This window comes from Pseudomonas sp. LBUM1660 (assembly GCF_059695935.1).
Map to the genome: position 1 here is coordinate 5,910,938 of NZ_CP166795.1, position 25,556 is coordinate 5,936,493.

A 25,556-nucleotide genomic window follows, 5' to 3' on the forward strand; every position below is an offset into this window, starting at 1 on the left:
CCGTGCGATGCATTGCATAGGCTTGCGCGATTGTTTGCCCGCGAAACCAGCGAGCCGCCTCGAGGAGACTGAACATGGGCCTGAATAACCAGTGGATGCAACGCGATCTCGCGGTGCTGTGGCATCCCTGCACCCAGATGAAAGACCACGAACAGCTGCCGCTGATCCCGATCAAGCGCGGTGAAGGCGTGTGGCTGGAGGACTTCGAAGGCAAACGCTACCTCGACGCCGTCAGCTCCTGGTGGGTCAACGTGTTCGGCCACGCCAACCCGCGCATCAACCAGCGCATCAAGGACCAGGTCGATCAGCTGGAGCACGTGATCCTTGCCGGTTTCAGCCATCAGCCGGTGATCGAGCTGTCGGAGCGCCTGGTGAAGATGACGCCGGAAGGCCTGACCCGGTGCTTCTATGCCGATAACGGCTCGTCCTGCATCGAAGTCGCGCTGAAAATGAGCTTTCACTACTGGCTCAACCGCGGCCAGCCGAACAAGAAGCGCTTCGTCACCCTGACCAACAGCTACCACGGCGAAACCATGGCGGCGATGTCGGTAGGCGACGTGCCGCTGTTCACCGAGACCTACAAGGCGCTGCTGCTGGACACCATCAAGGTGCCGAGTCCCGATTGCTACCTGCGCCCCGAAGGCATGAGCTGGGAAGAACACTCGCGCAACATGTTCGCCGCCATGGAACAGACCCTGGCCGAGAATCACGACACCGTCGCGGCAGTGATTGTCGAGCCGCTGATCCAGGGCGCTGGCGGCATGCGCATGTACCACCCGGTTTATCTGAAACTGCTGCGCGAAGCCTGCGACCGCTATGGCGTGCACCTGATCCACGACGAAATCGCCGTCGGTTTCGGCCGCACCGGGACGATGTTCGCCTGTGAACAGGCCGGCATCCGCCCGGACTTCCTCTGCCTGTCCAAGGCCCTGACCGGCGGTTATCTGCCGTTGGCGGCGTGCGTGACGACCGAGGACGTCTACAGCGCGTTCTACGATGACTACCCGACCCTGCGCGCCTTCCTGCATTCGCACAGCTACACCGGCAATCCGCTGGCGTGCGCGGCGGCCTTGGCGACGCTGGATATCTTCGAAGAAGACAACGTCATCGAGAACAACAAGGCATTGGCGCAGCGCATGGCCTCCGCCACCGCGCACCTGGCCGATCACCCGAACGTTTCGGAAGTGCGCCAGACCGGCATGGTGCTGGCCATCGAGATGGTCAAGGACAAGGCCACCAAGGAAGCTTATCCGTGGCAGGAACGTCGCGGTTTGAAGGTGTTCCAGCACGCACTGGAACGCGGTGCTTTACTTCGACCGTTGGGCAGCGTGGTGTATTTCCTGCCGCCTTATGTGATTACACCGGAGCAGATCGATTTTCTGGCAGAAGTGGCCAGTGAAGGCATCGACATTGCGACCCGTGACGGCATCAGCGTGTCGGTGCCGAAAGACTTCCATCCCGGCTTCCGCGATCCGGGCTGAGTCACCGAGAAACCCTGTGGCGAGGGAGCTTGCTCCCGCTCGGCTGCGAAGCAGTCGTACTCCTGCTTGCGCGTTTTAACTGACAAATCGCGGTCGCCGGGTTTGGGGCTGCTTCGCAACCCAGCGGGAGCAAGCTCCCTCGCCACAAAAGCTGATTGAGCACGCTGCTATATTCGACTTTTACAGAGATCCAAGATGAGACTGTCCCGCTTCTTTATCGACGCCCCCTTGAGCACTGGCGAACACGAGTTGCCCGAGGCCCAGGCCCATTACATCAGCCGCGTGCTGCGCATGGCCGAGGGTGATGCGCTGCAACTGTTCGACGGCTCGGGCCATGAGTTTCGCGCCAAACTGGTGGAGGTCGGCAAGAAGCGCGTCGTCGTGCAGATCGATGAAAGCTTCGCCGGGCAAATCGAGTCGCCCTTGCAGATCCACCTCGGCCAGGGCCTGTCCCGAGGTGAGCGCATGGACTGGGCGATCCAGAAAGCCACCGAACTGGGCGTCACCGAAATCACCCCGATTTTCAGCGATCGCTGTGAAGTCCGCCTGAAGGACGAACGCGCCGACAAACGCTTGATGCATTGGCGCCAGGTGGCAATCAGCGCGTGCGAGCAATGCGGGCGTTCACGGGTGCCGGTGATTCATCCGCCGCTGTTGCTGGCGGACTGGTTGAAGCAGACCGAGGCTGAATTGAAACTGGTGCTGCATCCGGTGGCTGAGCCGTTGGTGAGTCATGCCAAGCCTGGGACGTTGGCGTTTCTGATTGGGCCTGAGGGTGGGTTGTCGGACGCTGAAGTCGAGCAGGCCAAGGCTGGCGGCTTCCATGCCGCCCGCCTCGGCCCGCGGGTGTTGCGCACCGAGACTGCGCCAGTGGTTGCACTGGCGGTTGCCCAGCAACTTTGGGGGGATTTCTAGACACCACTAACTGTAGGAGCGAGGCTTGCCCGCGAAGGCCTCACCGCGGTGCTTTAGGGTGACCGCGGTGAGGCCTTCGCGGGCAAGCCTCGCTCCTACAGGACATAAAACATAATCGCCACGAAGTGCAGCAAACTCCCCGCGATCACGAACAAATGCCAGATCCCGTGCGCATGCCGCAACCGATGATCGAGTGCAAAAAAGACAATCCCCACGGTGTACAACACCCCGCCCGACGCCAGCCAGGCAAAACCCGTGCTGCCCAACGCCGCCAGCAACGGCTTGACCGCCACCAGCACGATCCAGCCCATCACCGCATAAATCACGATCGACAGAACCCGCGCTTCCGAACGCGGCTTGATCTCTTGCAGGATGCCGATCAGCGCCAACCCCCAGACAATCCCGAATAACGTCCAGCCCCACGGCCCGCGCAAGGTCACCAGGCAAAACGGTGTGTAGCTGCCGGCAATCAGCAAGTAGATCGAAAAGTGATCGACCTTTTGCATGATCGCTTTCTTGCGCCCGCGCACGCTGTGGTAAACGGTCGAGGCGCTGTAAAGCACCATCAAGGTAAAACCGTAAATCGCCACGCTGACGATCTTCCACGGGCTACCGTCCAAGCTGGCAATCACCAGCATCCACACCACCCCAACCGTCGCCGCCACCGCCCCGACCAAATGCGTCCAGGCGTTCAATCGTTCCCCGTGATACATGTGTTGCTCACCTCGAAATCCAATACAACATCGCGCAAGGCTCAGGCCTTGAGCTTAAAAGCGCAATGTTTCAGATCACAAATGCCCTCATGCGTGCACAATCGAGCCATTCGAATAAGAGTCCACGCCATGCTGATCGACGAAGAGTTGACCCTGAAAAAACTCGAGGTGTTCCTCGCCTTCATGCGCACCGGCAACCTGGCTCGGGCGGCTGCCGAGTTGCAGACCAGCAACGTCAGCGTGCACCGGGCGATCCATTCCCTGGAAAGCGCCTTGCGCTGCCCGCTGTTCAAACACGAAGGCCGCAACCTCACGCCGCTGGAAAGCGCCTATGTGCTGGAAGAACGCGCGCAGAAGCTGATTCAGGACGTGGTCGAAACCGTGCGCCTGACCCGCGAAGCCGCCGGGTTCTCGGCTGAACGCTTCAAGCTCGGCTCGTTGTATTCGCTGACAGTGAAGACGGTGCCGCAGCTGATCATGGGCCTGAAGATCCGTCGCAGCGAGCTCAACATCGACCTGATCCTCGGCTCGAATTTCGACTTGCTGTACAAGCTCAAGAACATGGAAGTCGACGCGATCCTGGTGTCCCTGGACGACAGCGTCAACGACCCGGACTGCGAGCAGATTCCGCTGTTTTCCGATGACATCTTCCTGGCCACGCCGGCGGATTCGAAGTTTGCCCAACGGGCGGAAGTCGACCTGGCCGAAGTGCGCGACGAAACCTTCATCACCCTGACCCAGGGCTTTGCCACGCACCAGGACGGCAATCGGGTGTTCAAGCAGGCGGGGTTCGAGCCGAAGGTGGCGATGCAGGTCAACGACATCTTCACCCTGCTGAGCATGGTCAGTTCGGGAGTGGGTTACGCGCTGCTGCCGGGGAGGATTGCGGCGGTGTATGAGAACCGGGTGAAGTTGATTCCGTTGCAGGAACGGTATCGGTTGCAGCAGCACATCGGCGTGGTGTTCCTGAAGGCCAAGGAGCGCGATCCGAATTTGCTGGCGTTGTTGGCGGAGTGTCGGATGTATGCCAATCGCCAGGCTTGAGACCGTGTCGCGCCCTTCGCGGGCAAGCCTCGCTCCTACAGGATGTGCATGTGCCATGGATTAGGCCACGACACAAAACCTGTAGGAGCGAGGCTTGCCCGCGAAAGCGCCAGAACAGCCAGCGAAGATCCCGCGGCTCAACCCACAATCCCGCGAACAATGAAGTACAACAACGAAGGCCCCAGCAAGCACCCAAGCCCGGTATGGAACGTCGCCGTCAACGCCCCATAAGGCACCAACCGCCGATCCGTCGCCGCCAGCCCGGCGGTCACACCACTCACCGTGCCCGCCAACCCGCCAAACACCATCGCCGAGCGCGGGTTATCCAGCCCCATCCAGCGCGCGGCCATCGGCGTGCCGACCATCACCAGAATCGCCTTGATCAACCCGGTGGCAATCGACAACGCCACCACGTCCGAACTCGCGCCAATCGCCGCGCCGGTCACCGGCCCGACGATGTACGTCACCGCACCCGCGCCGATGGTGGTCATGCTGATCGCATCGCGATACCCGAACGCCCAGGCCATGCTCGCCCCGACAATGAACGGCAGGATCGTGCCCAGCAGCAGCGCAATCACACCAATCAACCCGGCCTTCTTCGCTTCGGTGGCCTGCACTTCGAACGCCGTGGCGACGATGGCGAAGTCACGCAACATGGCGCCGCCCATCAAGCCGATGCCGGAGAACAACGACAGGTCCGCCAAGCCTTTTTGCCCTCCAGTCATGGTGCCGCCGACTCCATGTAGCCTTCGTATTCCGCCAGGTTTCGTCGCTCATGACACAGGGCGAACAACCGAACCGGTACTTTGCCAATATCGGCGGTATGAACCAGGCACTGGAACACCAGATATCGCTTGTCTGAACGGTAGCCACACAAGCGAAGAGCTGTCAGTGCAAGGGCGTGGGCAGCGTTGTAAGCCAAGTCGAAACGACTCGCGAAGGACAGTGAAGACGTTTGCGCATCTTTCAATCGATCCACAGCCGACCGCATCAACCCTTCACATTCCTTGCGATCCAGTGGCTCCGCTTTCAGTCCACCGCTACGTAACAGGTTCTCCAGATTCTCGTTGCTGCCCATCCTTGGACTCCAAAGGGTTTTCCCCCATCAGGTTGATCTTGTCTTGCTGCGCGACCCGCACGACGAAACTGTTTTCAGCCGTCAGTTTTGCGGCCCAGTCGTCAGGGGTGTAGAGCGTCGGGTTGAGGGCGCGGCCCAGTTGTTCCTCCAGAGGCATGAGCCGCTCCATCACTTCACCGTAGTGCAGGCCTTCGCCGATCAGCATGAGATCAATGTCACTGGATGCGTTCGCCTGATCCTTGGCGATAGAGCCTTACACAAATGCCCAAGTGATCTGTTCGGCAAAGGGTTGCAGCGCCTGGCGCAGAGGTTCGGCGATGCCAAACGTTTTGCGGGCGATGCCCAACAGCTCAGCATAAATCGGGCATTGCGGATTGGCCTGATAGTGGGTCTGGTTGCCCTGACGGGTCAGGGTCAACACGCCTGCCTGCTGTAATCGATCCAGCTCGCGCATGAGGCTGCCTTTACCCACTTGAGCCCAGCGGGCGATCTCGTTGGCGTAAAAACTGCGGTCGGGTTTGCCGAACAACAAGCCCAGCACTTTTTGCTGAGTGGTGGTGAACAAGGCTTCGCTGAGGGAAAGGTTTTTCACAGTGGCAACCGATAAGTCCCAAAAAGGGAACGATAGGTCCCTTTTTGGGAATCTTTAACCTGTCGAGAGCCGAATGGGGATTTGTGTTTAAACATTTGTCCGCAGGAACGGTGAGAGGCTACGCAGTCTGGCGTCGTGGCCTACAGCAATGCCGGAAGCCGCTGACTGGTGGGGTTTTGCGCTGATCGTTATCGTTTACGGGTCGCTGCCAAATCAGCGACCGGGTCTGGAACCCCCGAAAAGACGGAGAAAAAGCGCCATTCATTTCGAATGGACCAACGCCAATCTGTAATCGGAAACTCATAATGTCCAAGGTAACGACCAACCCAGCAGAAAACACTGGCACCGATCCCCAAGCATCTCTCGAAGCCGAAAAACTCAAGGAAGCCGCCGACCGCGCCTTCGCTCATTACTTCCCCCCTGCTCACGAAAAACCGTCGAGGCGCCGTAACAAGTCCCAGCTCTTCACCGTATGCCCCGACATTGACGCCGAAGCCCTGCTGGCCAACGCCTCCGAAGACTTGCTGTCCATCAGCGCCATTGCGGCCGATCTGGCAGACGATGTGGAAGGTTCGCGCCGTTCGGTAGCTTTGGCGCTCAGTCGAATGGCCGATGGCGTGCAGTTGTTGGTGGAGCGGGCGCTGGATCATAACGAGGCGTTGCAGATGCAGATGCGCGGCAAGGTCTAGCGCACAATCCCTGTGGCGAGGGAGCTTGCTCCCGTTCGGCTGCGCAGCAGTCGCTAAATAATCGGTTCGCTGGAGATTTTGGGGCTGCTTCGCAACCCAGCGGGAGCAAGCTCCCTCGCCACAGGATACGGGTCAGATCAACCCGGCATTCACCAGCAGCTCCTCCAGCGCCAGCAAATCCGGCACCTTCGCCACTTGCTCCCCCACCTGCACCGCCGCCTGCTCCAGCGGACACAATGGCACATCGACATAGCTCAACTGACTGTCGAGCTTGTACGAGCGCGGAATCCCCTGCACCAGTAGGGCAATGAACTTCAACTCCGGCCGCCCGCCCAGGGCATTGAGAATGACGATCCGCGCCCGCTCGCCGATGACGGTTTTATTGCCACACGCCGACTCGAAACTCAGCAACGGAATCTGCCGGTCCCGCCACGTCACCAACCCCAGGTACCACGGCGGCGTATCCAGATCGAACGCCCCCGGTTGGTAGTCAATCAACTCCGCCACCGCCACGTTGGGCAGAATCAGGTTGCGGTCGGCCAGGGGCAACAGCAGGCCGGTGAGATTGCTGGTGCGGTGTTCAAGCATGGGTTTTGCTCCACAGGGCAATGCTGTCGAGCAGCACCGATTCCTGGTACGGCTTGCCGAGGTAGTCGTTGACGCCGATGGCCATGGCGCGGTCGCGGTGTTTCTGGCCGGTGCGCGAGGTGATCATGATGATTGGCAAGTGCTGCAGACGTTCGTCGGCGCGTACCTGGGTCGCGACTTCAAAACCGTCCATGCGCGGCATTTCGATGTCGAGCAGCATGACGTCGGGCAGGTGGTCTTCGAGCAGCAGCATGGCATCGACCCCGTCCTTGGCGGTCAACACGTTCATGCCGTGGCGTTCGAGCAGGCGGCTGGTGACCTTGCGCACAGTGACAGAATCGTCGACCACCAACACCAGCAGCGGCTTATGCGGCTCGACTTCCGGGTCCTGGGTCTGGGTCCTCTGCGGCACGTGCGCTTGCATGGCGCGGATTGGCGCCAGCAAATCGAGAATCAGCACCACCCGGCCATCGCCCAGAATCGTCGCCCCGGACAACCCTTGCACCGACGCAAACTGCGGGCCGAGGCTTTTGACCACAATCTCGCGAGTGCCGGCCATCGAGTCCACCTGCACGGCGACGTGCCGCTCGTTGCACTGCACCAGCAAGACCGGCAGCGGCAGGCTCTGGCCCAACAGTTTCGGGCGGGTGCTGGTTTTCAGCAGTTCGCCGAGGTAGCACAGCTCATACGTCTGCCCGGCGTATTCATAGGTCGGTGGATCGAGCCGGTAATGCCCTTCGAGTTCGTTGGGCAGCACGCGAACGATGCCGTCGATGGTGTTCAGCGGGATCGCGTATTGATCCTCCAGACACTGCACCATCAGCGCGCGGTTGACCGACACGGTGAATGGCAGGCGAATCCGGAAATGCACGCCCTGCCCCGGTGTCGAGTCGATGATCATGGTGCCACCGAGCTGCCGGACTTCTTCGTGAACCACGTCCATGCCCACGCCACGCCCGGAGATCTGAGTGATTTTCTCGGCGGTGGAGAACCCCGGTTGCAGGATGAATTGCAGCACGTCGCGGTCGCTGATATCGGCGTCCGCGGCCAGCAAGCCGCGTTTGATTGCCTTGCGCCGCACCGCGTCCAGCGGCACGCCCGCACCGTCGTCGCGAATGTCGAAAATGATATCGCCGCCCTCGCGGGACAGGTCGAGGGTGATCCGGCCTTGGGCCGGTTTGCCGGCGGCGATACGCACTTCGGCCGATTCCAGGCCGTGGTCCACGGCGTTGCGCAGCATGTGTTCCAGTGGAGCCGCCATGCGCTCAAGCACGTTGCGATCCATCTCGCCTTCGGCGTTGCCGACCACAAACTCGACGTCTTTGCCCAGTTCACTAGAGACCTGACGGACGATGCGTTTCAACCGCGGCAACATGCGCTCGAACGGCACCATGCGCGTACGCATCAGGCCTTCTTGCAATTCAGTGTTGATGCGTCCCTGCTGTTGCAGCAGGTTTTCCGCGTCCTGATTTCGTTGGTCGAGGGTCTCCTTAAGGTCGAGCAGATCGGAGGCCGATTCGAACAGCGCCCGCGACAACTGCTGCAACTGCGAGTGGCGGTCCATTTCCAGCGGATCGAATTCTTCGTAGCCCTGGCGTTCGGCGTCGACCTGCTGGCGGCTGAGAATCCGTCCCTGGGTTTCCGTGTCGAGCCGGCGCAACTGATCGCGCATGCGCTCGATGGTGGTTTCCATCTCGCTCAGGGCCACGCGTGCATCGTTGACCTGTTGTTCGATACGGCCACGGAAGATCGACGTTTCGCCGGCCAGGTTAACCAGATCGTCGAGCAGTTCTGCCGAGACCTTGACCATGTCGGCGCCCGCTTCGGCTTGCGGTGCCGGGGCGTCGGGTTTCGGCGTGGCGGGCACGATCACCGGTGTATCGAGAACAGCGGGATGGCTGAAGTTCTTGATTGCGTCGATCAACCGATCGGCCGGCGGCAAGGGCTGGCCTGCGCGGGTGGCATCGAGCATTTGCGCCAGTCGGTCGTGACTGCTTTGCAGCAGCGCGAACAGCGCCGGGGTCGGTTGCAGCAAGCCAGCGGACAGGCCTTCGTAGAGAAATTCCAGCTCATGGGCGAGGTCGCCGATGGGGGCAATTTCCACCATCCGCGCTCCGCCCTTGAGCGTGTGCAGATCGCGTAGCAGGGTTTCCACTTCCTGACGGTTCGACGGTTCGGCTTGCCAGCGCACCAGCGCCGCGCCGGAGTTTTCGATGATGTCGAAACCTTCCTCGAGAAAGATCTCCAGCAGCTCGGGGTCGTGGCCTGGCGAGTCATTGGCTGGCGCGGGTTCCGCCACTTCGGTGGTGTTGGCATTGCCCTGACGGAACTCGCGAATCGCTTCGATCAGTTCGTTCGGAGCACCCAGGGTGTGCTGGTTCTGCAACTGCTCGAGCAGCACCGCGAGCCGGTCATGGCTCTGTTGCAGCAGCTGCGCCAGGGTTTCACTGTGGCTGTAACGGCGGTCCACCAGACCTTCGTAAAGGCTTTCCAGTTCATGGGCCAGGTCGCCGACCGGCTCGACCTGGGCCATCCGCGCGCCGCCCTTGAGGGTATGCAAATCCCGCTGCAAGGACGACAGCGGCGCGGCGTTGTCCGGGTCGCTGAGCCAGCGCTGCAAGGCCTGGCCAGCGCTCTCGAGGATATCCACCGCTTCTTCGAGGAAGATCGAAACGATCTCATCGTCGAGTTCGACCTGGGTCGCGGTCTTTTCCAGTTCGGCGGTGGCGCTACCCAATTCCCGGATGCTCAGGGTGCGGCTGCCGTCGCTGCGGATCAGGCCCATGGACGAGGGATCAAGGCTCTCATCGAGCAAGCCGCGCAAGGCCCGGATGCGTTCCGGTTGCGGGCTGACTTCCTGGCCGGCGGCCAGTTCGTCGAGCATGTTGATCAACGCTTCGTGAGCACTTTGCGCCTCGTGGAAAAACCGGTCGCTGACCGCCAGGCTGCTCTCTTCCACCGCACCGTACAGGTCGAGTAATGCTTCGCAGAGTTCATCGACCGGGTGCAGATCAGCGAGGTGCGCGCCTTCGCCCAACGTGGTCAATTCGTCCAGCAACGCGCTGAGTTCCTGACGCTCGCCGGGGTGCTGCTGCCAGCGCTGCAACAGGCTTTCGGCGTCCAGCAGGATGTCCATGCCCTGGGCCAGGAAGTTGTTGATCAGTTGCGGATCACGCTTGATCCGCAGCACGGTGTTCGGCGCTTTCAACAGCGCATCCAGACGTTCGGCGAGCAGCGTCTTGGTGCGTTCGATCAACGACTGCGCCCCCGGGATCTCGGCCAGCGGATCAGCCTTGAGTTGCCGCAACCCGAGACGGAACAGACCTTCAGCTTCCAGCAGCAGTTCGACTTCGTCGAGGTCGAGGGCGATCAAGTGCGCCTTGTATTCACGGGCCAGTTGATCCAGTGGCGTCGCCAGCTCGGCGATCGGCAATACGCCGGCCATCGACGCGCTGCCCTTCAAGGTGTGCAACGCCCGCTGCAACTCGTCGCTGGCTTGCAGCGGCACGTGCTCGGCGGCTTGATCGAGGAAACGGTTGAGGCTGGCGAGATGGGTCTCGGCTTCCTTGCGGAAGATCTCCAGCAACAGCGGATCGAGGGCCGCGACATCCTGGGTGTCTTCATCGCTGGCAGGTGCTTCGCCCTTGGCGAGGGCATGGGCGCTAGCGGCCAGTTGGTCGACCTGATTGCATTGGCGCTGGGCATTGGCGGCAAATTCAGCCACCAACGCCGGCAGCAGCTCCAGTGCATCGTGGAGCAATTGTTGCACCGCCGCCCCAGGCGCAACGCTGTGCTCCAGCACGCGGTTGAGCAGGTTTTCCACTGCCCACGCCAACTCACCCAGCACCAGCGCACGGACCATCCGGCCACTGCCTTTCAAGGTATGGAACGCCCGGCGCAATTCACTCAAGGCGGGTTTATCGTCCGGGTTGGCCGTCCAGCGCGGCAAGTACTCCCGGAGGATTTCCAGGACTTCATCGGTTTCTTCGAGGAAGACTTCCCGCAGCTCATCGTCCACCGGCTCTTCGCCGGCGGGCGGTGGCAGCAGGCTGCCCGGGGTGGTCAGGGCCGGCGGATTGACCGAATACACCGGGCTGGCCAAGACATCGGCCAGCGACTGCACGGTATCGGGGTCATCGAGTTCCTGCAGGTCCTGCATCACCTGAGCTTCACTCGGGCTCAGCACATCCTCGAGCATCGGCACATGCTGTTCGCTGGGGAAAAAGCCGAGTGACGCCAGGCTCTTTTCCGCCACGTCGAGCAGCTGTTCGCCGGGAGCCTCGGGGTCGTCGCTGAGACGCTCCAGGTAATACTCGATGCTGGTGATGACGTCGGCCAGGCTGTCCAGTTCCTGCCAGTCGGGCTGGTCCGGGTCCAGCAGCAGATGCTCGCGAATGAAGTGGTTGCAGGTTTCGATCAGGCTCGCCGCGCGGCCCAACGGAATCATCGACAGCGCGCCGCGCACCTGGGTCAGCAACGCCGGCAAGGCCTGCAAGTGCTGCCGATCCCAGTCGGCGTCGATGTAGTCGACGATCATGTCCTTAGCCTGTTGCAGGCAGATGCGCGCTTCCTTGATCACGATCTGATGGATCTGCGTCAGGTCGGTGGTCGGCAGGTGGCTTTCTTCCTGGCTCTCCGGCTCAACGGTGCCGACCATGCCGGCCAGCGTCGCTTCGACGTAGAGCAAGGCCCCGGCGACGTCCATGAGAATGGCATCGTTGGGTTCGCGCTGGCCTTGGGCGAGACTCAGCACCACCGCCAGTTGATCGATGATGACTTTGCGCGGTTGGCCGAAACCCAACACCGCCAGGGTGTCGGCGATTTGCCGCAACGGTGCCAACAGGGTTTCGAGGTCGGAGGTGTGCTGGCGGTCGCTGCGCACAAACAGGTCCAGGCGTTCCTTGACCCGCACCAGCTCCTCGCACAGCGCGGCCAGCACCGAACGCATGGCGTCACGGTCCGGTCCGGCCAGGCGGGCGCGTTCTTCGTCGACCATTGCGCTGTCAGGCAGCGCGTCGTCCAGTCCGTAGCGATCTTTCATGGTCAGCATCTGCCCGGTGGGATGTTCGGCCTTGGCAATGTAAAACAGCAAACTCTTGAGCAACTCCGGCGGTGCCGGCTGATTGATGCCGCGCAGGCCCTGTTCGAGCAGGCGCTTGAGTTCTTTGTCGGCGTCCTTGAACAGGCTGCGCAGCGCCGGACTGTTGGCAATCGAACCCGCACGCATGCCTTCGACCAGCGCCGAGGCCACTTGCCACAACGGGCTCAAAGGTGCGTTGCCGCACAACCCTTCCAGGCGTGAAAAAACCTTGGTCAGATAACCGAGGTGGGTTTCGTCATCCTGCTCACGCAGCAGCCCGACCAGGGCCATCTGCAGCATCTGCCGCAACTTGCGCAGCACATTGGGAAAATCCGCCGGTTCCAGCAGGGCCAGCGACGCTTCGTCCAGCGCTGGCAGGTCGGTCAATTGCGGGCTGAACAGGCTGGTCTCCGACAAAAGGCTTTCGCCCCGGGCGCTGCGCAAGTCGTTGATCAACGGCAGCACGACCAAGGGTAGGTCACGGCGCGCGCCTTGCACCCGATCGAGGTAGATCGGCAGTTGCCCGAGGGCTTGCAACAGCAAATGAAGCGCCTCGTCGCGATGGCTGACGCGGTTCTGTTGCAAGGCGGTGGCCAGGTGTTCCATTTCTTCGGCAAACAGGGCCGCGCCGTAGAATTCGACCATCTGCAAACTGCCGTGAACCTGATGGATGCACGCCAGGCACTCACTGAGGGCGTGCGTCGCCTGCGGGTCATCAAGCACGGTTTCGATGGCCTGATGAGCCACTTTCAGCGTTTCGGCAATCTCGCCTTTGACCCACTCGAGGGCCACATAGTCGTGCCGATCACCCATAACCACTCCAAATCACTGCTCTACCCAAAAAAAGCATACGCCCGCAGGCGATTCACACTGTGTCCGCCGCTTGCGCCTTGGCGGCCGGCAAGGTGAAACCGGACACCGAGCGCCGCAGTTGGCTGGCCATTTTTGCCAGGTTGCCGATGCTCTCGGCGGTGGCGGTGGAGCCCGATGAAGTCTGCGTGGTGATCTGCTGGATCACGTTCATGGTCAGGGAAATCTGACCGGCCGAAGACGTCTGCTGCTGCGCGGCGTTGGAAATACTCTGGATCAGCGCCGCCAGGGTCTTCGACACACCCTCGATTTCTTCCAGGGCCACTCCGGCATCCTGCGCCAGACGCGCGCCGCGCACCACTTCGGTGGTGGTCTGCTCCATGGAAATCACCGCTTCGTTGGTGTCGGTCTGGATCGCCCGCACCAGGGTTTCGATCTGCCGCGTGGCGGCGGATGAGCGCTCGGCCAGCCGCTGCACTTCGTCGGCCACCACCGCAAAACCGCGCCCGGCATCACCGGCCATCGAAGCCTGGATCGCCGCGTTGAGCGCGAGGATGTTGGTCTGATCGGCAATGTCATCGATCAGGCTGACAATGTCCCCGATTTCCTGAGAAGACTCGCCCAAACGTTTGATGCGCTTGGCCGTGTCCTGAATCTGCTCGCGAATGTTGTCCATGCCGTGGATGGTGTTGTGCACCACCTCGTTGCCCTTGTTGGCGATTTCCACCGAACGTTCGGCCACCGCCGAGGACTCGGCGGCGTTGGCCGAAACCTGGTCGATGGACTGCGCCATGTCGTTGATCGCGGTGGACGCTTCGCTGATCTGTTGCGCCTGATGCTCCGAGGCCTGCGCCAGGTGCATGGCGGTGGCCTGGGTTTCCTGCACGGCAGCGGCGACCTGGCCGGCGGTGAGGTTGATGGTCGCCACCAGATCGCGCAGTTGATCGACGGAATAGTTGATCGAGTCGGCGATGGTCCCGGTGAAGTCTTCGGTGACCGAGGCCGTCACGGTGAGGTCGCCGTCGGCCAGGTCTTCGATCTCGTCGAGCAGGCGCATGATCGCGGTCTGGTTGCGCTCGTTCTTCTCGGCGGTTTCGCGCAGCTGGCGATTGGTTTCGCGAACCATCACCAGGCCGATGAGGATGATCGACATCAGCGCCAGCAGGCCCAGCACGTAGCCGCCGATGGTGTCGGTGTCACGCCCGCCAGCGAGGTTTTCGAACCCGGTAGCCAGGAGCGAGGCTTCGTCGAGCAGGGTTTGCGACAAGGTGAAAATGTTGGTCGCCGATTCGCGAACCTTTAACAGCTCCGGCGAGGTTTCGAGGATTTCATCCACAGAGCCGGAAACGAATTCGAACAGCTCGGAAATCTCGGTCAACCTGGCACGAGCATCGCGGTCTTCGACCTGGCTGACCCGCAGCGAGGCATTGCCCTGGAGCATGCCGTTGAGCACCTGACCGAATCGCGCGGCGTCACGACCGAACGCGTCGGCGGCCTGTTGCGAGTTTTCATCACCCGAAAGCACGGTGTTCACCGCGCCCAGAATGCGCTCGGCCAGCAGCGATTGGCGCTGGGCCATGGCCACCTGAGCGGCCGGCGCGCCGCGCTGCAAGAGGATTTCGACGACTTTTTCGTACTCGACCTGCAACTGCGGCACGGTTTCGGCCAGCGTTGCGGCGACCTGATGCAGCGACAGTACGGTCTGCTCGCTGGAGAGGATGGCGTCGGTGTTTTTCAGCAGGCGTTCCCAGTCGAGCTGCACAGCGCGCATTTCCGGGCGCACGGTGGACGGCGCCGGCGGCAGGCCGGTGGCCGGGTCGCCCTTTTTCAGGTAACCCCAGCGTTGGGCAAAGTCGTTGCGCGCATCGCTCAGCAGCTTGAACGCCGCCGCTTTGCCGGCAGCGGCCTCGGTGGCGTTTTTGGCGATGCGTTGGGACAGCACGCGCAGCTCGCCGGCGTGGCCGATGTACTGTTTGTCATACGTGGCTTGCGTGTTGAGGTAAGCGAAGTTGGCGAACAGCAGCATGATAAAGATGATCAGCGCGATGAACAGCACGATGATCTGCGAGCGGCTGCGCGATCCTTCTGGCTTGCCTGTTTTTGTTTTTATCATCGGTCCTCGCCTGTACTACCCAATTCAACGACGCCCTTGTAGGAGCGAGGCTTGCCCGCGAAGCAGGCGCTACGGTCTTACAGGAACACTGCGTTATCGTTCTTCGCGGGCAAGCCTCGCTCCTACAGGATTGCGGCGTCGCCTGGATTACAACGCTACATGCATGAAGCTTTGTGACTGCGCCAGCGTAAACGGGCTGAATATTTGCCAGCTCTGCTCACGCTGAAACCGGCCCCGGACGAACGCGGCAATCGGCCCGTGCAGATCGGCCATCGACACCGGTTCCAGACTGTCCTGGGCAAAGTGCTGCAAGCCGAAGACTTCGTCGACCATCAACCCGGCAAACACTTCGCCGTGTTCCACCACCAACACCCTTCGCTGTTTGCGTAGGGTCGACTGTTCATGACCGAAGAAGCTGCACAAATCCATGATCGGCAGCAATCGCCCGCGCAGGTTGGCCACACCCTTGACCCAGGGTTTGACGCCCGGCAATTGGGTGAAACGCGGTTCGTGCAGGACCTCGCTGACTTCGCCCATGGGCGCGACGTACCAGTTTTCGCCCAAGCGAAAGCCGATGCCGCTCCAGCGGTCCTGTCGGGTCGGCTGGGATGGCAGATCCGCCGCCAGCAGACGACAGCGCTGGTCGATCTGCAGCAGCAGTTCGAAAGCCGTCAGCGACTCGGTCATGGCCGGACGATCAACCGGCCAGCACGTTGTTCAGGGTTTTGATCAGGGTCTCTTCGTCGACCGGCTTGGTCAGGTAATCCTTGGCGCCCTGGCGCGTGCCCCAGACTTTGTCGGTTTCCTGATCCTTGGTGGTGATGATGATCACCGGGATGTGCCCGGTGTCCGGGTCTTTGGTCAACTGGCGGGTCGCCTGGAAACCGTTGAGGCCGGGCATGACGATGTCCATCAGCACCGCGTCCGGTTTTTCCTGGCGGGCCAGGGCCACGCCGTCAGCGCCGTTTTCGGCTTTCAACACTTCATGACCGTGCTTTTCCAGCATGCCGGTCAGTTTGTACATTTCGGTCGGCGAATCATCGACGATCAGAATACGTGCCATGGTCTTCCCCATTCTTGTCAACGCCAGGCCCGCTGGCCAAGCGTCACTGTGAGTATCCTACTGCGGCAAAACGGCGGCGAAGCCCGGTACATGGGCCTGGATCGCGTTCAGCAGTTCTTCCTTGCTGAAAGGCTTGGTCAAAAACTGATCGGAGCCGACGATGCGCCCCTTGGCCTTGTCGAACAGCCCGTCCTTGGACGACAGCATAATCACTGGCGTGGACTTGAACGCACTGTTGTTCTTGATCAACGCGCACGTCTGATAGCCATCCAGGCGCGGCATCATGATGTCGACAAAGATGATGCCGGGGTGGTTGTCGGCAATCTTGGCCAGGGCATCGAAACCATCGATGGCCGTGATGACTTCACAACCCACGTTCTTCAACAGCGTTTCGGCGGTGCGGCGAATCGTCTTCGAATCGTCGATCACCATGACCTTCAAGGCGCTGGGATGCTGGTCCATAAATGCTCTGCCGTCGCCTTTGCGAATCAAATTGTCCGTTTTTCGGTTACCGGTGGCTCGAAACCCTTGATGTTCAAGGGCCAGCACCACGTGGCAGCCTTTTTAGCACAGTCTCCAACACCAATCTATCGGCCGACTGGCACAGTGGTTTTTCCTTGACCGGGAACACACTCAGCGCCACTCTGACGCCACTTTTTCGTGTCCGTTCGGACCACCCAAATTCGAGGAAAAACCCATGAGCGTTCGCGTCGGGATTGTCATGGATCCTATTGCCAGCATCTCCTATAAAAAGGATAGCTCGCTGGCCATGCTGCTGGCCGCACAGAAGCGCGGCTGGGAGCTGTTCTATATGGAACAGCGCGATTTGTATCAGGGCGAAGGCGAGGCACGTGCGCGGATGCGTCCCCTGAAAGTCTTCGCCAACCCGGAAAAATGGTTTGAACTGGAAGCCGAGACCGACGCACTGCTGAGCGATCTGGACGTGATCCTGATGCGCAAGGATCCGCCGTTCGACATGGAGTTCGTCTACGCCACGTACCTGCTGGAACAAGCCGAGCGCGCGGGCGTGCTAGTGGTCAACAAGCCGCAGAGCCTGCGCGACTGCAATGAAAAGCTGTTCGCCACGCTGTTCCCGCAGTGCACGCCGCCGACCGTGGTCAGCCGCCGCGCCGACGTACTGCGTGAATTCGCCGCCAAACACGGCGACGTGATCCTCAAGCCGCTGGACGGCATGGGCGGCACCTCGATCTTCCGTCATCGCGCGGGCGATCCGAACCTGTCGGTGATTCTGGAAACCCTGACCGCGCTGGGCACCCAGCAGATCATGGGCCAGGCGTACCTGCCGGCGATCAAGGACGGCGACAAACGCATCCTGATGATCGACGGCGAGCCAGTGGATTACTGCCTGGCGCGGATCCCCGCCGCTGGCGAAACCCGTGGCAACCTGGCGGCCGGCGGGCGTGGTGAAGCCCGCCCGCTGACCGACAAGGATCGCTGGATTGCCGCACAAGTCGGCCCGACTCTGCGTGAGAAAGGCCTGTTGTTCGTGGGCCTCGACGTGATCGGCGAACACCTGACCGAAATCAACGTCACCAGCCCGACCTGCATTCGCGAGATTGATAATGCCTTCGGCACCGACATTGGCGGGATGCTGATGGATGCCATCGATCAGAAGCTCAAGGCTCGTTGATATAGAACAGCCAAGATGAAACCAACATTGCGTTATCATGCGCGGCCTGTGAAAAAAGCGATGTTGGTTCCCTTGTTATGACACTTCCGTCCGATCTGCCCGCTGAACTCGCCCATCGTGGCGTGCGCCCGGCCGATCGCCTCGGATTTACCCTGTTTCTCGCGGCGCTGATTCACCTGGCCTTGCTGTTGGGTGTCGGCTTTACGATGGTCGAACCCAAGCAAATCAGCAAAACCCTGGAAATCACCCTCGCCACCTTCAAAAGCGAAAAGAAGCCTGCGAAAGCTGATTTCCTCGCCCAGGAAAATCAGGAAGGCAGCGGCACCCTGGATAAAAAGGCGATTCCCAAGACCACCGAGGTCGCGCCGTTCCAGGACAACAAGGTGCAGAAAGTCACGCCACCGCCGGCCGCCAAGCCGCCAGTGCCGGAAGCAGCGCCCAAGGCTGCCGTGACCACGGTCGCGCCGAAGCCCAAAAAAGCCCCGGCGAAGAACGAAGAGGTCAAGCCCCTAACCAAACCCGCGGTGGCCGCGCCGACGTTCGACAGTGAACAGCTGTCCAGCGACATCGCCAGCCTGGAAGCGGAGCTGGCCAACGAACAGCAGCTGTACGCCAAGCGCCCGCGTATCCACCGCCTGAGCGCTGCTTCGACCATGAAAGACAAGGGCGCCTGGTATAAGGACGAATGGCGCAAGAAGGTCGAGCGCATCGGCAACCTGAATTACCCCGACGAGGCACGGCGCAAGCAGATCTACGGCAATTTGCGACTGATGGTCTCGATCAACCGCGATGGCTCGCTTTATGAGGTGCTGGTGCTGGAATCCTCCGGGCAACCGTTGCTGGATCAGGCGGCGCAGCGGATTGTGCGGCTGGCGGCACCGTTTTCACCGTTTACCGGGGATTTGTCGGACATCGACCGGCTGGAGATCATCCGGACCTGGAAGTTTGCGCGCGGGGACAAGCTCTCGAGTAACTGATCGATTGATTTGTGGTGGTTGGGCCGACGCCTTCGCGGGCAAGCCTCGCTCCTTGTATGTTGACCTTGATTCCAACGAAAGAGGTTACGCTCAAGGATTCATACAAAAGCAAGTGCGTTTCTGGGGGAGGCCGATCGCTCCTGAAGGCAGGATTTGCTCCTGACCTTGTCTGTAGAGAGGCCCCCCCGCCTCATTGCCCACCACGAAGAGTATCGAGAAGCCGACAAGTCGGACTTCGCATTACAAGGTTGCAGTGGCATGAAGTTCGAGGTCGGGGGAACCAGGGGCAATCTTACCGAAAGTCAGGGAAGTGAAAAGCATGAATATTCATATCGGCATAGACATTGGTGCGCGCACGTCTGTCATGGGATGGCGGCAGAGCGGTAAAACATCAGGCCAGTGGGACATTCAGCACACGCCCAAAGGACGTAAGGCTGCCGTGACAAAGATGTTAGGTCTCAAACCGCTGAGCGTGGTCATGGAGGCCACTGGCATTTACTACCTGGATCTTGCATTGGAGTTGCACGCTGCCGGCCTGCCGGTCTCGGTGATCAACCCCAAAAGCTTCCACAATTTTGCAAAAGTGATGCTGCAAAACAGCAAAACTGACCAGATAGACGCTCAATTGCTGGCTGAATATGGCGAGCGCATGACTCCCAGGCTTTGGGTTCCGCCTACTACCGATCAAATGACGTTGCGTGCGATTGGCCGCCATATCAATCGGCTGATTGGTCATCGAACACGAGCCAAAAACGAATTACACGCGCTACAAGCGACAGAAACGAGTGTGGAGCTGCTGATCGAGGATGAGAAAGAGGCGATTGCAGGGCTGGACACACGGATTGATCGCTTGAAGAAAGCCGCACGTGATGCCATCGCCAAATGCCCGGATCTGAGTTTGCAGTTTCGCTGCATGCTGGCGGCCCCCGGCGTTGGAGAGGCCTCAGCCATCGCCGCACTGGCTGAGCTGACGACCCTTCCGGTAACGCTTAAATCGGCGCAGGTAAGCCGCTATGCAGGCCTGGATGTCAGGTTGACCCAGTCAGGCACCAGCGTGAACCGGCCAGGGCGAATGTCCAAATGCGGTAATGCTTACTTGCGCGCAGCGATGTTCATGCCGGCGATGACGGCAATCCGTTGTGATGAGAATGTGAAGGCCTTCTACGAGGCTCTGGTAGCGCGCGGCAAGAAGAAAATGCAGGCCATCGGTGCGGTCATGCGCAAATACCTAACCGGGTTATGGGCATGCATGCGTTCCGGAGAAGAATTTAATACGGCCAAGCTTTTTAGCGAAAAACATCTCGCGAAAGCTTGACCGTGAACAGAGTATCTACAGGTACGGTGTTTACTTTGTAGGAGCGAGGCTTGCCCGCGAAGAGGCCCTCAAGCAAACCCAAATCAAAAAGACACCTGCGCAGGCATTTGCTGTGCATCCCCAGCTTGTCAGTTCGCCCCTCCAACGCCACACTAGCGCTCATGAAGAACGTCAGCCCCAGCTACCTCAAGCATCACTTCCTGATCGCCATGCCTCACATGGCCGACCCGAACTTTGCGCACACCTTGACCTACATCGTCGAGCACACGGCCAATGGTGCCATGGGGCTGGTGGTCAACCGCCCGCAAGACCTGAATCTGGCCGATATCCTCGAGCAATTGCGCCCCGACATCGAACCGCCCGTGCTCTGCCAGCATGTGCCGATCTTTATCGGCGGCCCGGTGCAGACCGATCGCGGTTTTGTCCTGCACCCTTCCGGCAAGACCTTTCAGGCGACCGTTGATCTGGAAGGCGACCTTTCCTTGTCTACCTCCCAGGACGTGTTGTTCGCCATCGCTGACGGCGTCGGCCCGGCCAAAAGCGTCATTGCCCTCGGTTACGCCGGTTGGGAAGCCGGGCAACTTGAAGCCGAGCTGGCGCAGAACGCCTGGCTGACCTGCCCGTTCGACGCCGACATCCTGTTCAACACCAGCAGCGAACTGCGCCTGGATGCAGCGGCAAAGCACCTCGGAGTCAATCTCAGCCTGCTCACCAGCCAGGCGGGGCACGCCTGATGGCCCTGCGACTGATTCTGGGTTTTGACTACGGCACCAAACAGATCGGCGTTGCGGTCGGCCAGGTGATTACCGGCCAGGCCCGCGAGCTGTGCACCTTGAAGGCACAAAACGGTGTTCCCGACTGGAATCAGGTCGAAGCCCTCATTAAAGAGTGGAAGCCCGACGCTGTCGTCGTCGGCCTGCCGCTGAACATGGATGGCACGCCGAGCGACATGTGCCTGCGCGCGGAGAAATTCGCCCGCCGCCTCAATGGCCGCTACAACCTGCCCTTCTATACCCACGATGAGCGCCTGACCACCTTTGAAGCCAAGGGCGAGCGGCGTGATCGGGGCGGACAAAAGGGCAGCTACCGCGACAACCCGGTCGACGCCATCGCCGCCGCCCTGCTGTTGCAAGGCTGGCTCGACGAAAACACCGCACTGTTCGAATCCTGAAGCGCCGTCACAGCGTCTCTCTTAGCGACAACCCGAGCCAAACCCCGCACGCACCGGCTCGGGCCCAAGAAGGAGCAACCATGAGCCTGCCCAATCCCGCCGAACTGATCAGCCAGATGGCGATCCGTCTCAAGGCACACCTGGAACACCGTGGCATCAGCGAACCGCGTTACATCGGCATTCGTACTGGCGGCGTCTGGGTCGCCCAGGCGTTGCTCGATGAACTGGGCAGCGACTCGCCCCTCGGCACCCTGGACGTGTCCTTCTACCGCGACGACTTCAGCCAGAACGGCCTGCACCCGCAAGTGCGCCCCTCCGCCCTGCCGTTCGAAATCGAAGGCCAGCACCTGGTGCTGATCGACGACGTGCTGATGAGCGGCCGGACCATCCGCGCCGCCATGAATGAACTGTTCGACTACGGCCGCCCGGCCAGCGTGACGTTGGTGTGCCTGCTGGACCTGGACGCCGGCGAGCTGCCGATCCGCCCGAACGTGGTCGGCGCGACGCTGGCGCTTGCGGCCCACGAGCGGGTGAAGCTGTCCGGCCCGGAGCTCAAGCTCGAACTGCAAGACCTCGCCCTTTAATTCGCCCTATTGAGAGTCCCCCTCGCGATGACGCCTCTAGAAACCAAGCGCCCGCTGCAGCTCAATGATCAGGGCCAGCTGCGCCACTTCCTCTCGCTCGACGGTTTGCGCCGCGAGTTGCTGACGGAAATCCTCGACACCGCCGACTCGTTCCTCGAAGTCGGCGCCCGGGCGGTGAAAAAAGTCCCGTTGCTGCGCGGCAAGACCGTGTGCAACGTGTTCTTCGAGAACTCCACCCGCACCCGCACCACCTTCGAGCTGGCGGCCCAGCGCCTGTCGGCCGACGTCATCACCCTGAACGTGTCAACGTCGTCGGCGAGCAAGGGCGAAACCCTGCTCGACACCCTGCGCAACCTGGAAGCCATGGCGGCCGACATGTTCGTCGTGCGCCACGGTGATTCCGGTGCGGCGCACTTCATCGCCGAACATGTCTGCCCGCAAGTGGCGATCATCAACGGCGGCGACGGCCGTCACGCCCACCCGACCCAGGGCATGCTCGACATGCTGACGATTCGTCGGCACAAGGGCGGCTTTGAAAACCTTTCCGTAGCCATCGTCGGCGACATCCTGCACTCGCGGGTGGCGCGCTCGAACATGCTGGCGCTGAAAACCCTCGGTTGCCCGGACATCCGCGTGATCGCGCCGAAAACCCTGCTGCCGATCGGCATCGAGCAATACGGCGTGAAGGTCTACACCGACATGACCGAAGGCCTGAAAGACGTCGACGTTGTGATCATGCTGCGCCTGCAACGTGAGCGCATGACCGGCGGCCTGCTGCCAAGCGAGGGCGAGTTCTACCGCCTGTTCGGCCTGACCACCGCGCGCCTGGCCGGAGCCAAACCGGATTGCATCGTCATGCACCCAGGACCGATAAACCGCGGGGTGGAGATTGAGTCGGCGGTAGCCGACGGCCCGCACTCGGTGATCCTCAACCAGGTCACCTACGGTATTGCGATTCGTATGGCCGTGTTGTCCATGGCCATGAGCGGGCAGACTGCCCAGCGCCAATTCGAGCAGGAGAACGCCCAGTGAAGCTCAGCATTCTCGGCGCACGTGTCATCGACCCGGCCAGCGGCCTGGATCAAGTTACCGATATCCATATTGAAGCCTGCAAGGTCGTCGCACTTGGCGCCGCGCCCGCCGGTTTTGTGCCCGTCGACACCATTGACGCCAAAGGCCTGGTGGCTGCCCCCGGCCTGGTTGACCTGAACGTCGCCCTGCGTGAGCCGGGTTATAGCCGCAAAGGCTCGATCGTCAGCGAAACCCGCGCGGCCGCGGCCGGTGGCGTGACCAGCCTGTGCTGCCCGCCGAAAACCAAACCGGTGCTCGATACTTCGGCCGTGGCCGAACTGATCCTTGACCGCGCCCGCGAGGCCGGCAACACCAAAGTATTCCCCATCGGCGCCCTGAGCAAAGGCCTGGACGGCGAGCAACTGGCCGAGCTGGTCGCCTTGCGCGATGCCGGCTGTGTGGCCTTCGGCAACGGCCTGGAGAGCTTCCGCAACACCCGCACGTTGTGCCGGGCGCTGGAATATGCGGCGACCTTCGACCTGACGGTGATTTTCAACTCGCAGGACCACGACCTGGCTGAAGGTGGTTTGGCCCATGAAGGCCCGACCGCCAGTTTCCTCGGCTTGCCGGGCATTCCGGAAACCGCTGAAACAGTGGCCCTGGCCCGAGACCTGCTGCTGGTCGAGCAAAGCGGCGTGCGTGCGCACTTCAGCCAGCTCACCAGCGCCCGCGGCGTGGCCCTGATTGCTCAAGCCCAGGCTCGCGGCCTGCCGGTGACCGCCGATGTGGCGTTGTATCAACTGATCCTGACCGACGAAGCGCTGATCGACTTCAGCAGCCTCTATCACGTCCAGCCACCGCTGCGCACCCGCGCCGACCGCGATGGCTTGCGCGCAGCGGTCAAGTCGGGCGTGGTTTCGGCCATCTCCAGCCATCACCAGCCCCACGAACGGGACGCCAAACTGGCGCCGTTTGGCGCGACCGAACCGGGCATCAGCAGTGTTGAACTGCTACTGCCGCTGGCGATGACGCTGGTGGAGGATGGGTTGCTGGATCTGCCGACATTGTTGGCGCGCCTCAGCGCCGGGCCTGCCGAGGCGTTGCGCCTGCCGGCCGGTAAGTTGGCCGTGGGTGGACCAGCGGACATCGTGCTGTTTGATCCGGCGGCTTCGACCGTGGCAGGCGAAACCTGGCTGTCCAAAGGCGAAAACTGCCCGTTCATTGGCCACAGCCTGCCAAGCGTCGTGCGCTACACCCTGGTGGATGGGCGGATTAGCCACCAGGCGTAACACTGTGGCGAGGGAGCTTGCTCCCTCGCCACAAGTTACTGGAAAGTGCCGCGATTCTGCGCGTTGCGCACGGAAACCTGGTCATTCAGCGTCCAGAAGTCATACAAAACCCCCAGAAAGAACAACCCGCCCGTCACCAGGTAAAGCAATCCGCTGATCCACTTCCCCTGATACATCCGGTGTACGCCGAATATCCCGAGAAACGTCAGCAGAATCCACGCCACGTTGTACTCGATAGGCCCGGCGGTAAAACGCAGGTCCGCTTCACGGTCCATGGCCGGGATCAGGAACACGTCGATCAGCCAGCCAATCCCCAGCAATCCAAAGGTGAAAAACCAGATCGTCCCGGTCACCGGCTTGCCGTAATAGAAGCGGTGCGCCCCGGTAAAACCAAAAATCCACAGCAGGTAGCCGATCATTTTGCTGTGCGTATCTTGCTGCTGGCCAGCCTGTTGATAGGTGTTCATGAAGGACCTCGATTCACACGATAGATAAATATTCTTGAATTCTTTGTGACTTTTTTACAGGTTGCCGACGTATGGCAAATGTTAACGTGGGTTCCGTCAAAGCCTTATACCACCTGACTCCTGTCCGACAATTGCGTCCATTTGCCGCTTATTTGGTTCCGTTGACCACAAGTTGAATCGACCAACGGCCTCGGAAGGACAAAAAAAGCTGTTATAAAGTTGCGCGCTAACCCATATGAGCCTTGCCTAATGCGTCCATTTTTCAAGACATGGCTAACCATTTGCCTTTTGATGCCACTGGCCGCCCACGCCACCAATCGTGAGCAACGTCTTCCAAACGTTAATGGTTACACCCAAAAATCTCATGTTTCTGCTCCTTCGAGCAAAAACAAGAAAACCGAAAAACGTGCTCCACAGCTGGCTAGCAAAAGCAGCCTTGTTCCGCCGATGGCGACCAAGGAAAGCAGCAACGTGTTGAGTCGCGCCGTCAACGTCCTCGGTACACCTTACCGTTGGGGCGGCAGCAGCCCAAGTAAAGGGTTCGATTGCAGCGGCCTGGTGAAATACGCGTTCAACGATGCCACGTTTGACCTGCCACGCACGTCCAATGCCATGGCCAGCGGTCATGGCGAGAAAGTCGATCGCAAGGATCTGAAGCCGGGCGACCTGATTTTCTTCAACATCAAGAGCCGTCGGGTCAATCACGTTGCCATCTACCTGGGCAACGACCGCTTTATCCACGCACCGCGCCGTGGCAAGTCGGTGACCATCGACACTCTGAAGAAACCGTACTGGGAAAGCCACTACGTGGTTGCCAAGCGGGTTCTACCGAAAGAGAAGAACACCCTTCAGGTGGTTCAGCGCTGATCTGCTGACGCCTTCCTTGTGGCGAGGGGACTTGTCCCCTCGCCACAGGTCCGCATTC

General features: G+C 60.9%; 22 protein-coding genes and 2 pseudogenes. 13 read left to right on the forward strand and 11 right to left on the reverse strand.

Annotated elements, in window-relative coordinates; genetic code table 11:
* The first annotated feature begins 74 nt into the window (after nucleotides 1–74).
* A complete protein-coding gene (locus ACA068_RS27475) occupies nucleotides 75–1,481 on the forward strand; it encodes an adenosylmethionine--8-amino-7-oxononanoate transaminase (RefSeq protein WP_497306091.1) in 1,407 nt (468 codons plus the stop codon).
* A gap of 195 nt (nucleotides 1,482–1,676) precedes the next feature.
* Nucleotides 1,677–2,396: a 16S rRNA (uracil(1498)-N(3))-methyltransferase gene (locus ACA068_RS27480; RefSeq protein ID WP_497306093.1), complete on the forward strand. Its 720-nt coding sequence runs from the start codon at nucleotides 1,677–1,679 to the stop codon at nucleotides 2,394–2,396.
* A gap of 95 nt (nucleotides 2,397–2,491) precedes the next feature.
* On the opposite strand, the gene trhA is transcribed toward ACA068_RS27480, so the two are convergent.
* The gene (trhA, locus tag ACA068_RS27485; protein ID WP_497306095.1) at nucleotides 2,492–3,109 is read right to left on the reverse strand and encodes a PAQR family membrane homeostasis protein TrhA; all 618 of its coding nucleotides are present in this window, start codon (nucleotides 3,107–3,109) and stop codon (nucleotides 2,492–2,494) included.
* A gap of 129 nt (nucleotides 3,110–3,238) precedes the next feature.
* On the opposite strand from trhA, the gene ACA068_RS27490 reads away from it, so the two are divergent.
* Complete coding sequence (locus ACA068_RS27490) at nucleotides 3,239–4,153, forward strand: LysR family transcriptional regulator (RefSeq protein WP_497306097.1); 915 nt, start codon at nucleotides 3,239–3,241, stop codon at nucleotides 4,151–4,153.
* Between the two features lie 137 nt (nucleotides 4,154–4,290).
* Here the strand turns inward: ACA068_RS27490 and madM are convergent.
* The 3 genes and pseudogenes from madM to ACA068_RS27505 form a co-directional block, all read right to left on the reverse strand.
* Nucleotides 4,291–4,890 (reverse strand): annotated as a pseudogene (gene madM / locus ACA068_RS27495) (malonate transporter subunit MadM); the annotation flags it as partial.
* Complete coding sequence (locus ACA068_RS27500) at nucleotides 4,875–5,231, reverse strand: hypothetical protein (RefSeq protein WP_497306099.1); 357 nt, start codon at nucleotides 5,229–5,231, stop codon at nucleotides 4,875–4,877. The gene ACA068_RS27500 and the pseudogene madM, both read right to left, overlap by 16 nt.
* Nucleotides 5,194–5,823, reverse strand: a pseudogene (locus ACA068_RS27505) (transcriptional regulator). Before ACA068_RS27505 ends, ACA068_RS27500 begins: the two are co-directional and overlap by 38 nt.
* 305 nt (nucleotides 5,824–6,128) lie before the next feature.
* Here ACA068_RS27505 and ACA068_RS27510 point away from each other — a divergent pair.
* Complete coding sequence (locus tag ACA068_RS27510; protein ID WP_497306101.1) at nucleotides 6,129–6,512, forward strand: DUF6124 family protein; 384 nt, start codon at nucleotides 6,129–6,131, stop codon at nucleotides 6,510–6,512.
* 132 nt (nucleotides 6,513–6,644) lie between these two features.
* Here ACA068_RS27510 and ACA068_RS27515 read toward each other — a convergent pair whose 3' ends face one another.
* From ACA068_RS27515 to pilG, 6 genes are all read right to left on the reverse strand, one after another.
* Nucleotides 6,645–7,100 (reverse strand): chemotaxis protein CheW, encoded by a 456-nt coding sequence (locus tag ACA068_RS27515; protein ID WP_497306103.1) that lies wholly within the window; start codon nucleotides 7,098–7,100, stop codon nucleotides 6,645–6,647.
* Nucleotides 7,093–12,993, reverse strand: coding sequence for an Hpt domain-containing protein (locus ACA068_RS27520; RefSeq protein WP_497306105.1), 5,901 nt, complete (start codon nucleotides 12,991–12,993; stop codon nucleotides 7,093–7,095). The genes ACA068_RS27515 and ACA068_RS27520 overlap by 8 nt, the downstream gene beginning before the upstream one ends.
* A 52-nt stretch (nucleotides 12,994–13,045) precedes the next feature.
* Nucleotides 13,046–15,103 (reverse strand): methyl-accepting chemotaxis protein, encoded by a 2,058-nt coding sequence (locus tag ACA068_RS27525; protein WP_497306107.1) that lies wholly within the window; start codon nucleotides 15,101–15,103, stop codon nucleotides 13,046–13,048.
* Between the two features lie 147 nt (nucleotides 15,104–15,250).
* Entirely contained in the window at nucleotides 15,251–15,790 is a 540-nt protein-coding gene (locus ACA068_RS27530) for a chemotaxis protein CheW (protein ID WP_497306109.1), read from the reverse strand.
* 10 nt (nucleotides 15,791–15,800) lie between these two features.
* Nucleotides 15,801–16,166 (reverse strand): twitching motility response regulator PilH, encoded by a 366-nt coding sequence (gene pilH / locus ACA068_RS27535; protein ID WP_027926574.1) that lies wholly within the window; start codon nucleotides 16,164–16,166, stop codon nucleotides 15,801–15,803.
* 57 nt (nucleotides 16,167–16,223) lie between these two features.
* A complete protein-coding gene (gene pilG, locus ACA068_RS27540; RefSeq protein WP_497306111.1) occupies nucleotides 16,224–16,628 on the reverse strand; it encodes a twitching motility response regulator PilG in 405 nt (134 codons plus the stop codon).
* A gap of 235 nt (nucleotides 16,629–16,863) precedes the next feature.
* Here pilG and gshB point away from each other — a divergent pair, with 235 nt between their 5' ends.
* From gshB to ACA068_RS27580, 8 genes are all read left to right on the forward strand, one after another.
* On the forward strand, nucleotides 16,864–17,817 hold the full coding sequence (gshB, locus tag ACA068_RS27545) for a glutathione synthase (RefSeq protein WP_497306113.1): 954 nt from the start codon (nucleotides 16,864–16,866) through the stop codon (nucleotides 17,815–17,817).
* Nucleotides 17,818–17,894: 77 nt separating this feature from the next.
* Nucleotides 17,895–18,794 (forward strand): energy transducer TonB, encoded by a 900-nt coding sequence (locus ACA068_RS27550; RefSeq protein WP_497306115.1) that lies wholly within the window; start codon nucleotides 17,895–17,897, stop codon nucleotides 18,792–18,794.
* A 319-nt stretch (nucleotides 18,795–19,113) separates the two neighbouring features.
* Nucleotides 19,114–20,109, forward strand: coding sequence for an IS110 family RNA-guided transposase (locus tag ACA068_RS27555; protein WP_497303007.1), 996 nt, complete (start codon nucleotides 19,114–19,116; stop codon nucleotides 20,107–20,109).
* Nucleotides 20,110–20,270: 161 nt separating this feature from the next.
* Nucleotides 20,271–20,843 carry a YqgE/AlgH family protein gene (locus tag ACA068_RS27560; RefSeq protein WP_077747229.1) on the forward strand — a complete coding sequence of 191 codons (573 nt, stop codon included), beginning with the start codon at nucleotides 20,271–20,273 and terminating at the stop codon, nucleotides 20,841–20,843.
* Entirely contained in the window at nucleotides 20,843–21,280 is a 438-nt protein-coding gene (gene ruvX / locus ACA068_RS27565; protein WP_003195067.1) for a Holliday junction resolvase RuvX, read from the forward strand. The genes ACA068_RS27560 and ruvX overlap by 1 nt, the downstream gene beginning before the upstream one ends.
* A gap of 80 nt (nucleotides 21,281–21,360) precedes the next feature.
* Nucleotides 21,361–21,864, forward strand: coding sequence for a bifunctional pyr operon transcriptional regulator/uracil phosphoribosyltransferase PyrR (gene pyrR / locus ACA068_RS27570; RefSeq protein ID WP_497306118.1), 504 nt, complete (start codon nucleotides 21,361–21,363; stop codon nucleotides 21,862–21,864).
* A 27-nt stretch (nucleotides 21,865–21,891) separates the two neighbouring features.
* A complete protein-coding gene (locus ACA068_RS27575; protein WP_007897943.1) occupies nucleotides 21,892–22,896 on the forward strand; it encodes an aspartate carbamoyltransferase catalytic subunit in 1,005 nt (334 codons plus the stop codon).
* On the forward strand, nucleotides 22,893–24,164 hold the full coding sequence (locus ACA068_RS27580; RefSeq protein ID WP_497306120.1) for a dihydroorotase: 1,272 nt from the start codon (nucleotides 22,893–22,895) through the stop codon (nucleotides 24,162–24,164). The genes ACA068_RS27575 and ACA068_RS27580 overlap by 4 nt, the downstream gene beginning before the upstream one ends.
* 35 nt (nucleotides 24,165–24,199) lie before the next feature.
* Here the strand turns inward: ACA068_RS27580 and ACA068_RS27585 are convergent, their stop codons facing one another.
* Nucleotides 24,200–24,631: an NINE protein gene (locus ACA068_RS27585; protein WP_497306122.1), complete on the reverse strand. Its 432-nt coding sequence runs from the start codon at nucleotides 24,629–24,631 to the stop codon at nucleotides 24,200–24,202.
* A 249-nt stretch (nucleotides 24,632–24,880) separates the two neighbouring features.
* On the opposite strand from ACA068_RS27585, the gene ACA068_RS27590 reads away from it, so the two are divergent.
* Nucleotides 24,881–25,498, forward strand: a complete 618-nt coding sequence (locus tag ACA068_RS27590) for a C40 family peptidase (protein ID WP_077747226.1) — start codon at nucleotides 24,881–24,883, stop codon at nucleotides 25,496–25,498.
* Nucleotides 25,499–25,556 lie beyond the last annotated feature (58 nt).

Coding starts and splice junctions, on each gene's coding strand:
- ACA068_RS27475 (WP_497306091.1), top strand. CDS start 75: ATGGGCCTGAATAACCAGTGGATGCAACGCGATCTCGCGGTGCTGTGG.
- ACA068_RS27480 (WP_497306093.1), top strand. CDS start 1,677: ATGAGACTGTCCCGCTTCTTTATCGACGCCCCCTTGAGCACTGGCGAA.
- trhA (WP_497306095.1), bottom strand. CDS start 3,109: ATGTATCACGGGGAACGATTGAACGCCTGGACGCATTTGGTCGGGGCG.
- ACA068_RS27490 (WP_497306097.1), top strand. CDS start 3,239: ATGCTGATCGACGAAGAGTTGACCCTGAAAAAACTCGAGGTGTTCCTC.
- ACA068_RS27500 (WP_497306099.1), bottom strand. CDS start 5,231: ATGGGCAGCAACGAGAATCTGGAGAACCTGTTACGTAGCGGTGGACTG.
- ACA068_RS27510 (WP_497306101.1), top strand. CDS start 6,129: ATGTCCAAGGTAACGACCAACCCAGCAGAAAACACTGGCACCGATCCC.
- ACA068_RS27515 (WP_497306103.1), bottom strand. CDS start 7,100: ATGCTTGAACACCGCACCAGCAATCTCACCGGCCTGCTGTTGCCCCTG.
- ACA068_RS27520 (WP_497306105.1), bottom strand. CDS start 12,993: ATGGGTGATCGGCACGACTATGTGGCCCTCGAGTGGGTCAAAGGCGAG.
- ACA068_RS27525 (WP_497306107.1), bottom strand. CDS start 15,103: ATGATAAAAACAAAAACAGGCAAGCCAGAAGGATCGCGCAGCCGCTCG.
- ACA068_RS27530 (WP_497306109.1), bottom strand. CDS start 15,790: ATGACCGAGTCGCTGACGGCTTTCGAACTGCTGCTGCAGATCGACCAG.
- pilH (WP_027926574.1), bottom strand. CDS start 16,166: ATGGCACGTATTCTGATCGTCGATGATTCGCCGACCGAAATGTACAAA.
- pilG (WP_497306111.1), bottom strand. CDS start 16,628: ATGGACCAGCATCCCAGCGCCTTGAAGGTCATGGTGATCGACGATTCG.
- gshB (WP_497306113.1), top strand. CDS start 16,864: ATGAGCGTTCGCGTCGGGATTGTCATGGATCCTATTGCCAGCATCTCC.
- ACA068_RS27550 (WP_497306115.1), top strand. CDS start 17,895: ATGACACTTCCGTCCGATCTGCCCGCTGAACTCGCCCATCGTGGCGTG.
- ACA068_RS27555 (WP_497303007.1), top strand. CDS start 19,114: ATGAATATTCATATCGGCATAGACATTGGTGCGCGCACGTCTGTCATG.
- ACA068_RS27560 (WP_077747229.1), top strand. CDS start 20,271: ATGAAGAACGTCAGCCCCAGCTACCTCAAGCATCACTTCCTGATCGCC.
- ruvX (WP_003195067.1), top strand. CDS start 20,843: ATGGCCCTGCGACTGATTCTGGGTTTTGACTACGGCACCAAACAGATC.
- pyrR (WP_497306118.1), top strand. CDS start 21,361: ATGAGCCTGCCCAATCCCGCCGAACTGATCAGCCAGATGGCGATCCGT.
- ACA068_RS27575 (WP_007897943.1), top strand. CDS start 21,892: ATGACGCCTCTAGAAACCAAGCGCCCGCTGCAGCTCAATGATCAGGGC.
- ACA068_RS27585 (WP_497306122.1), bottom strand. CDS start 24,631: ATGAACACCTATCAACAGGCTGGCCAGCAGCAAGATACGCACAGCAAA.
- ACA068_RS27590 (WP_077747226.1), top strand. CDS start 24,881: ATGCGTCCATTTTTCAAGACATGGCTAACCATTTGCCTTTTGATGCCA.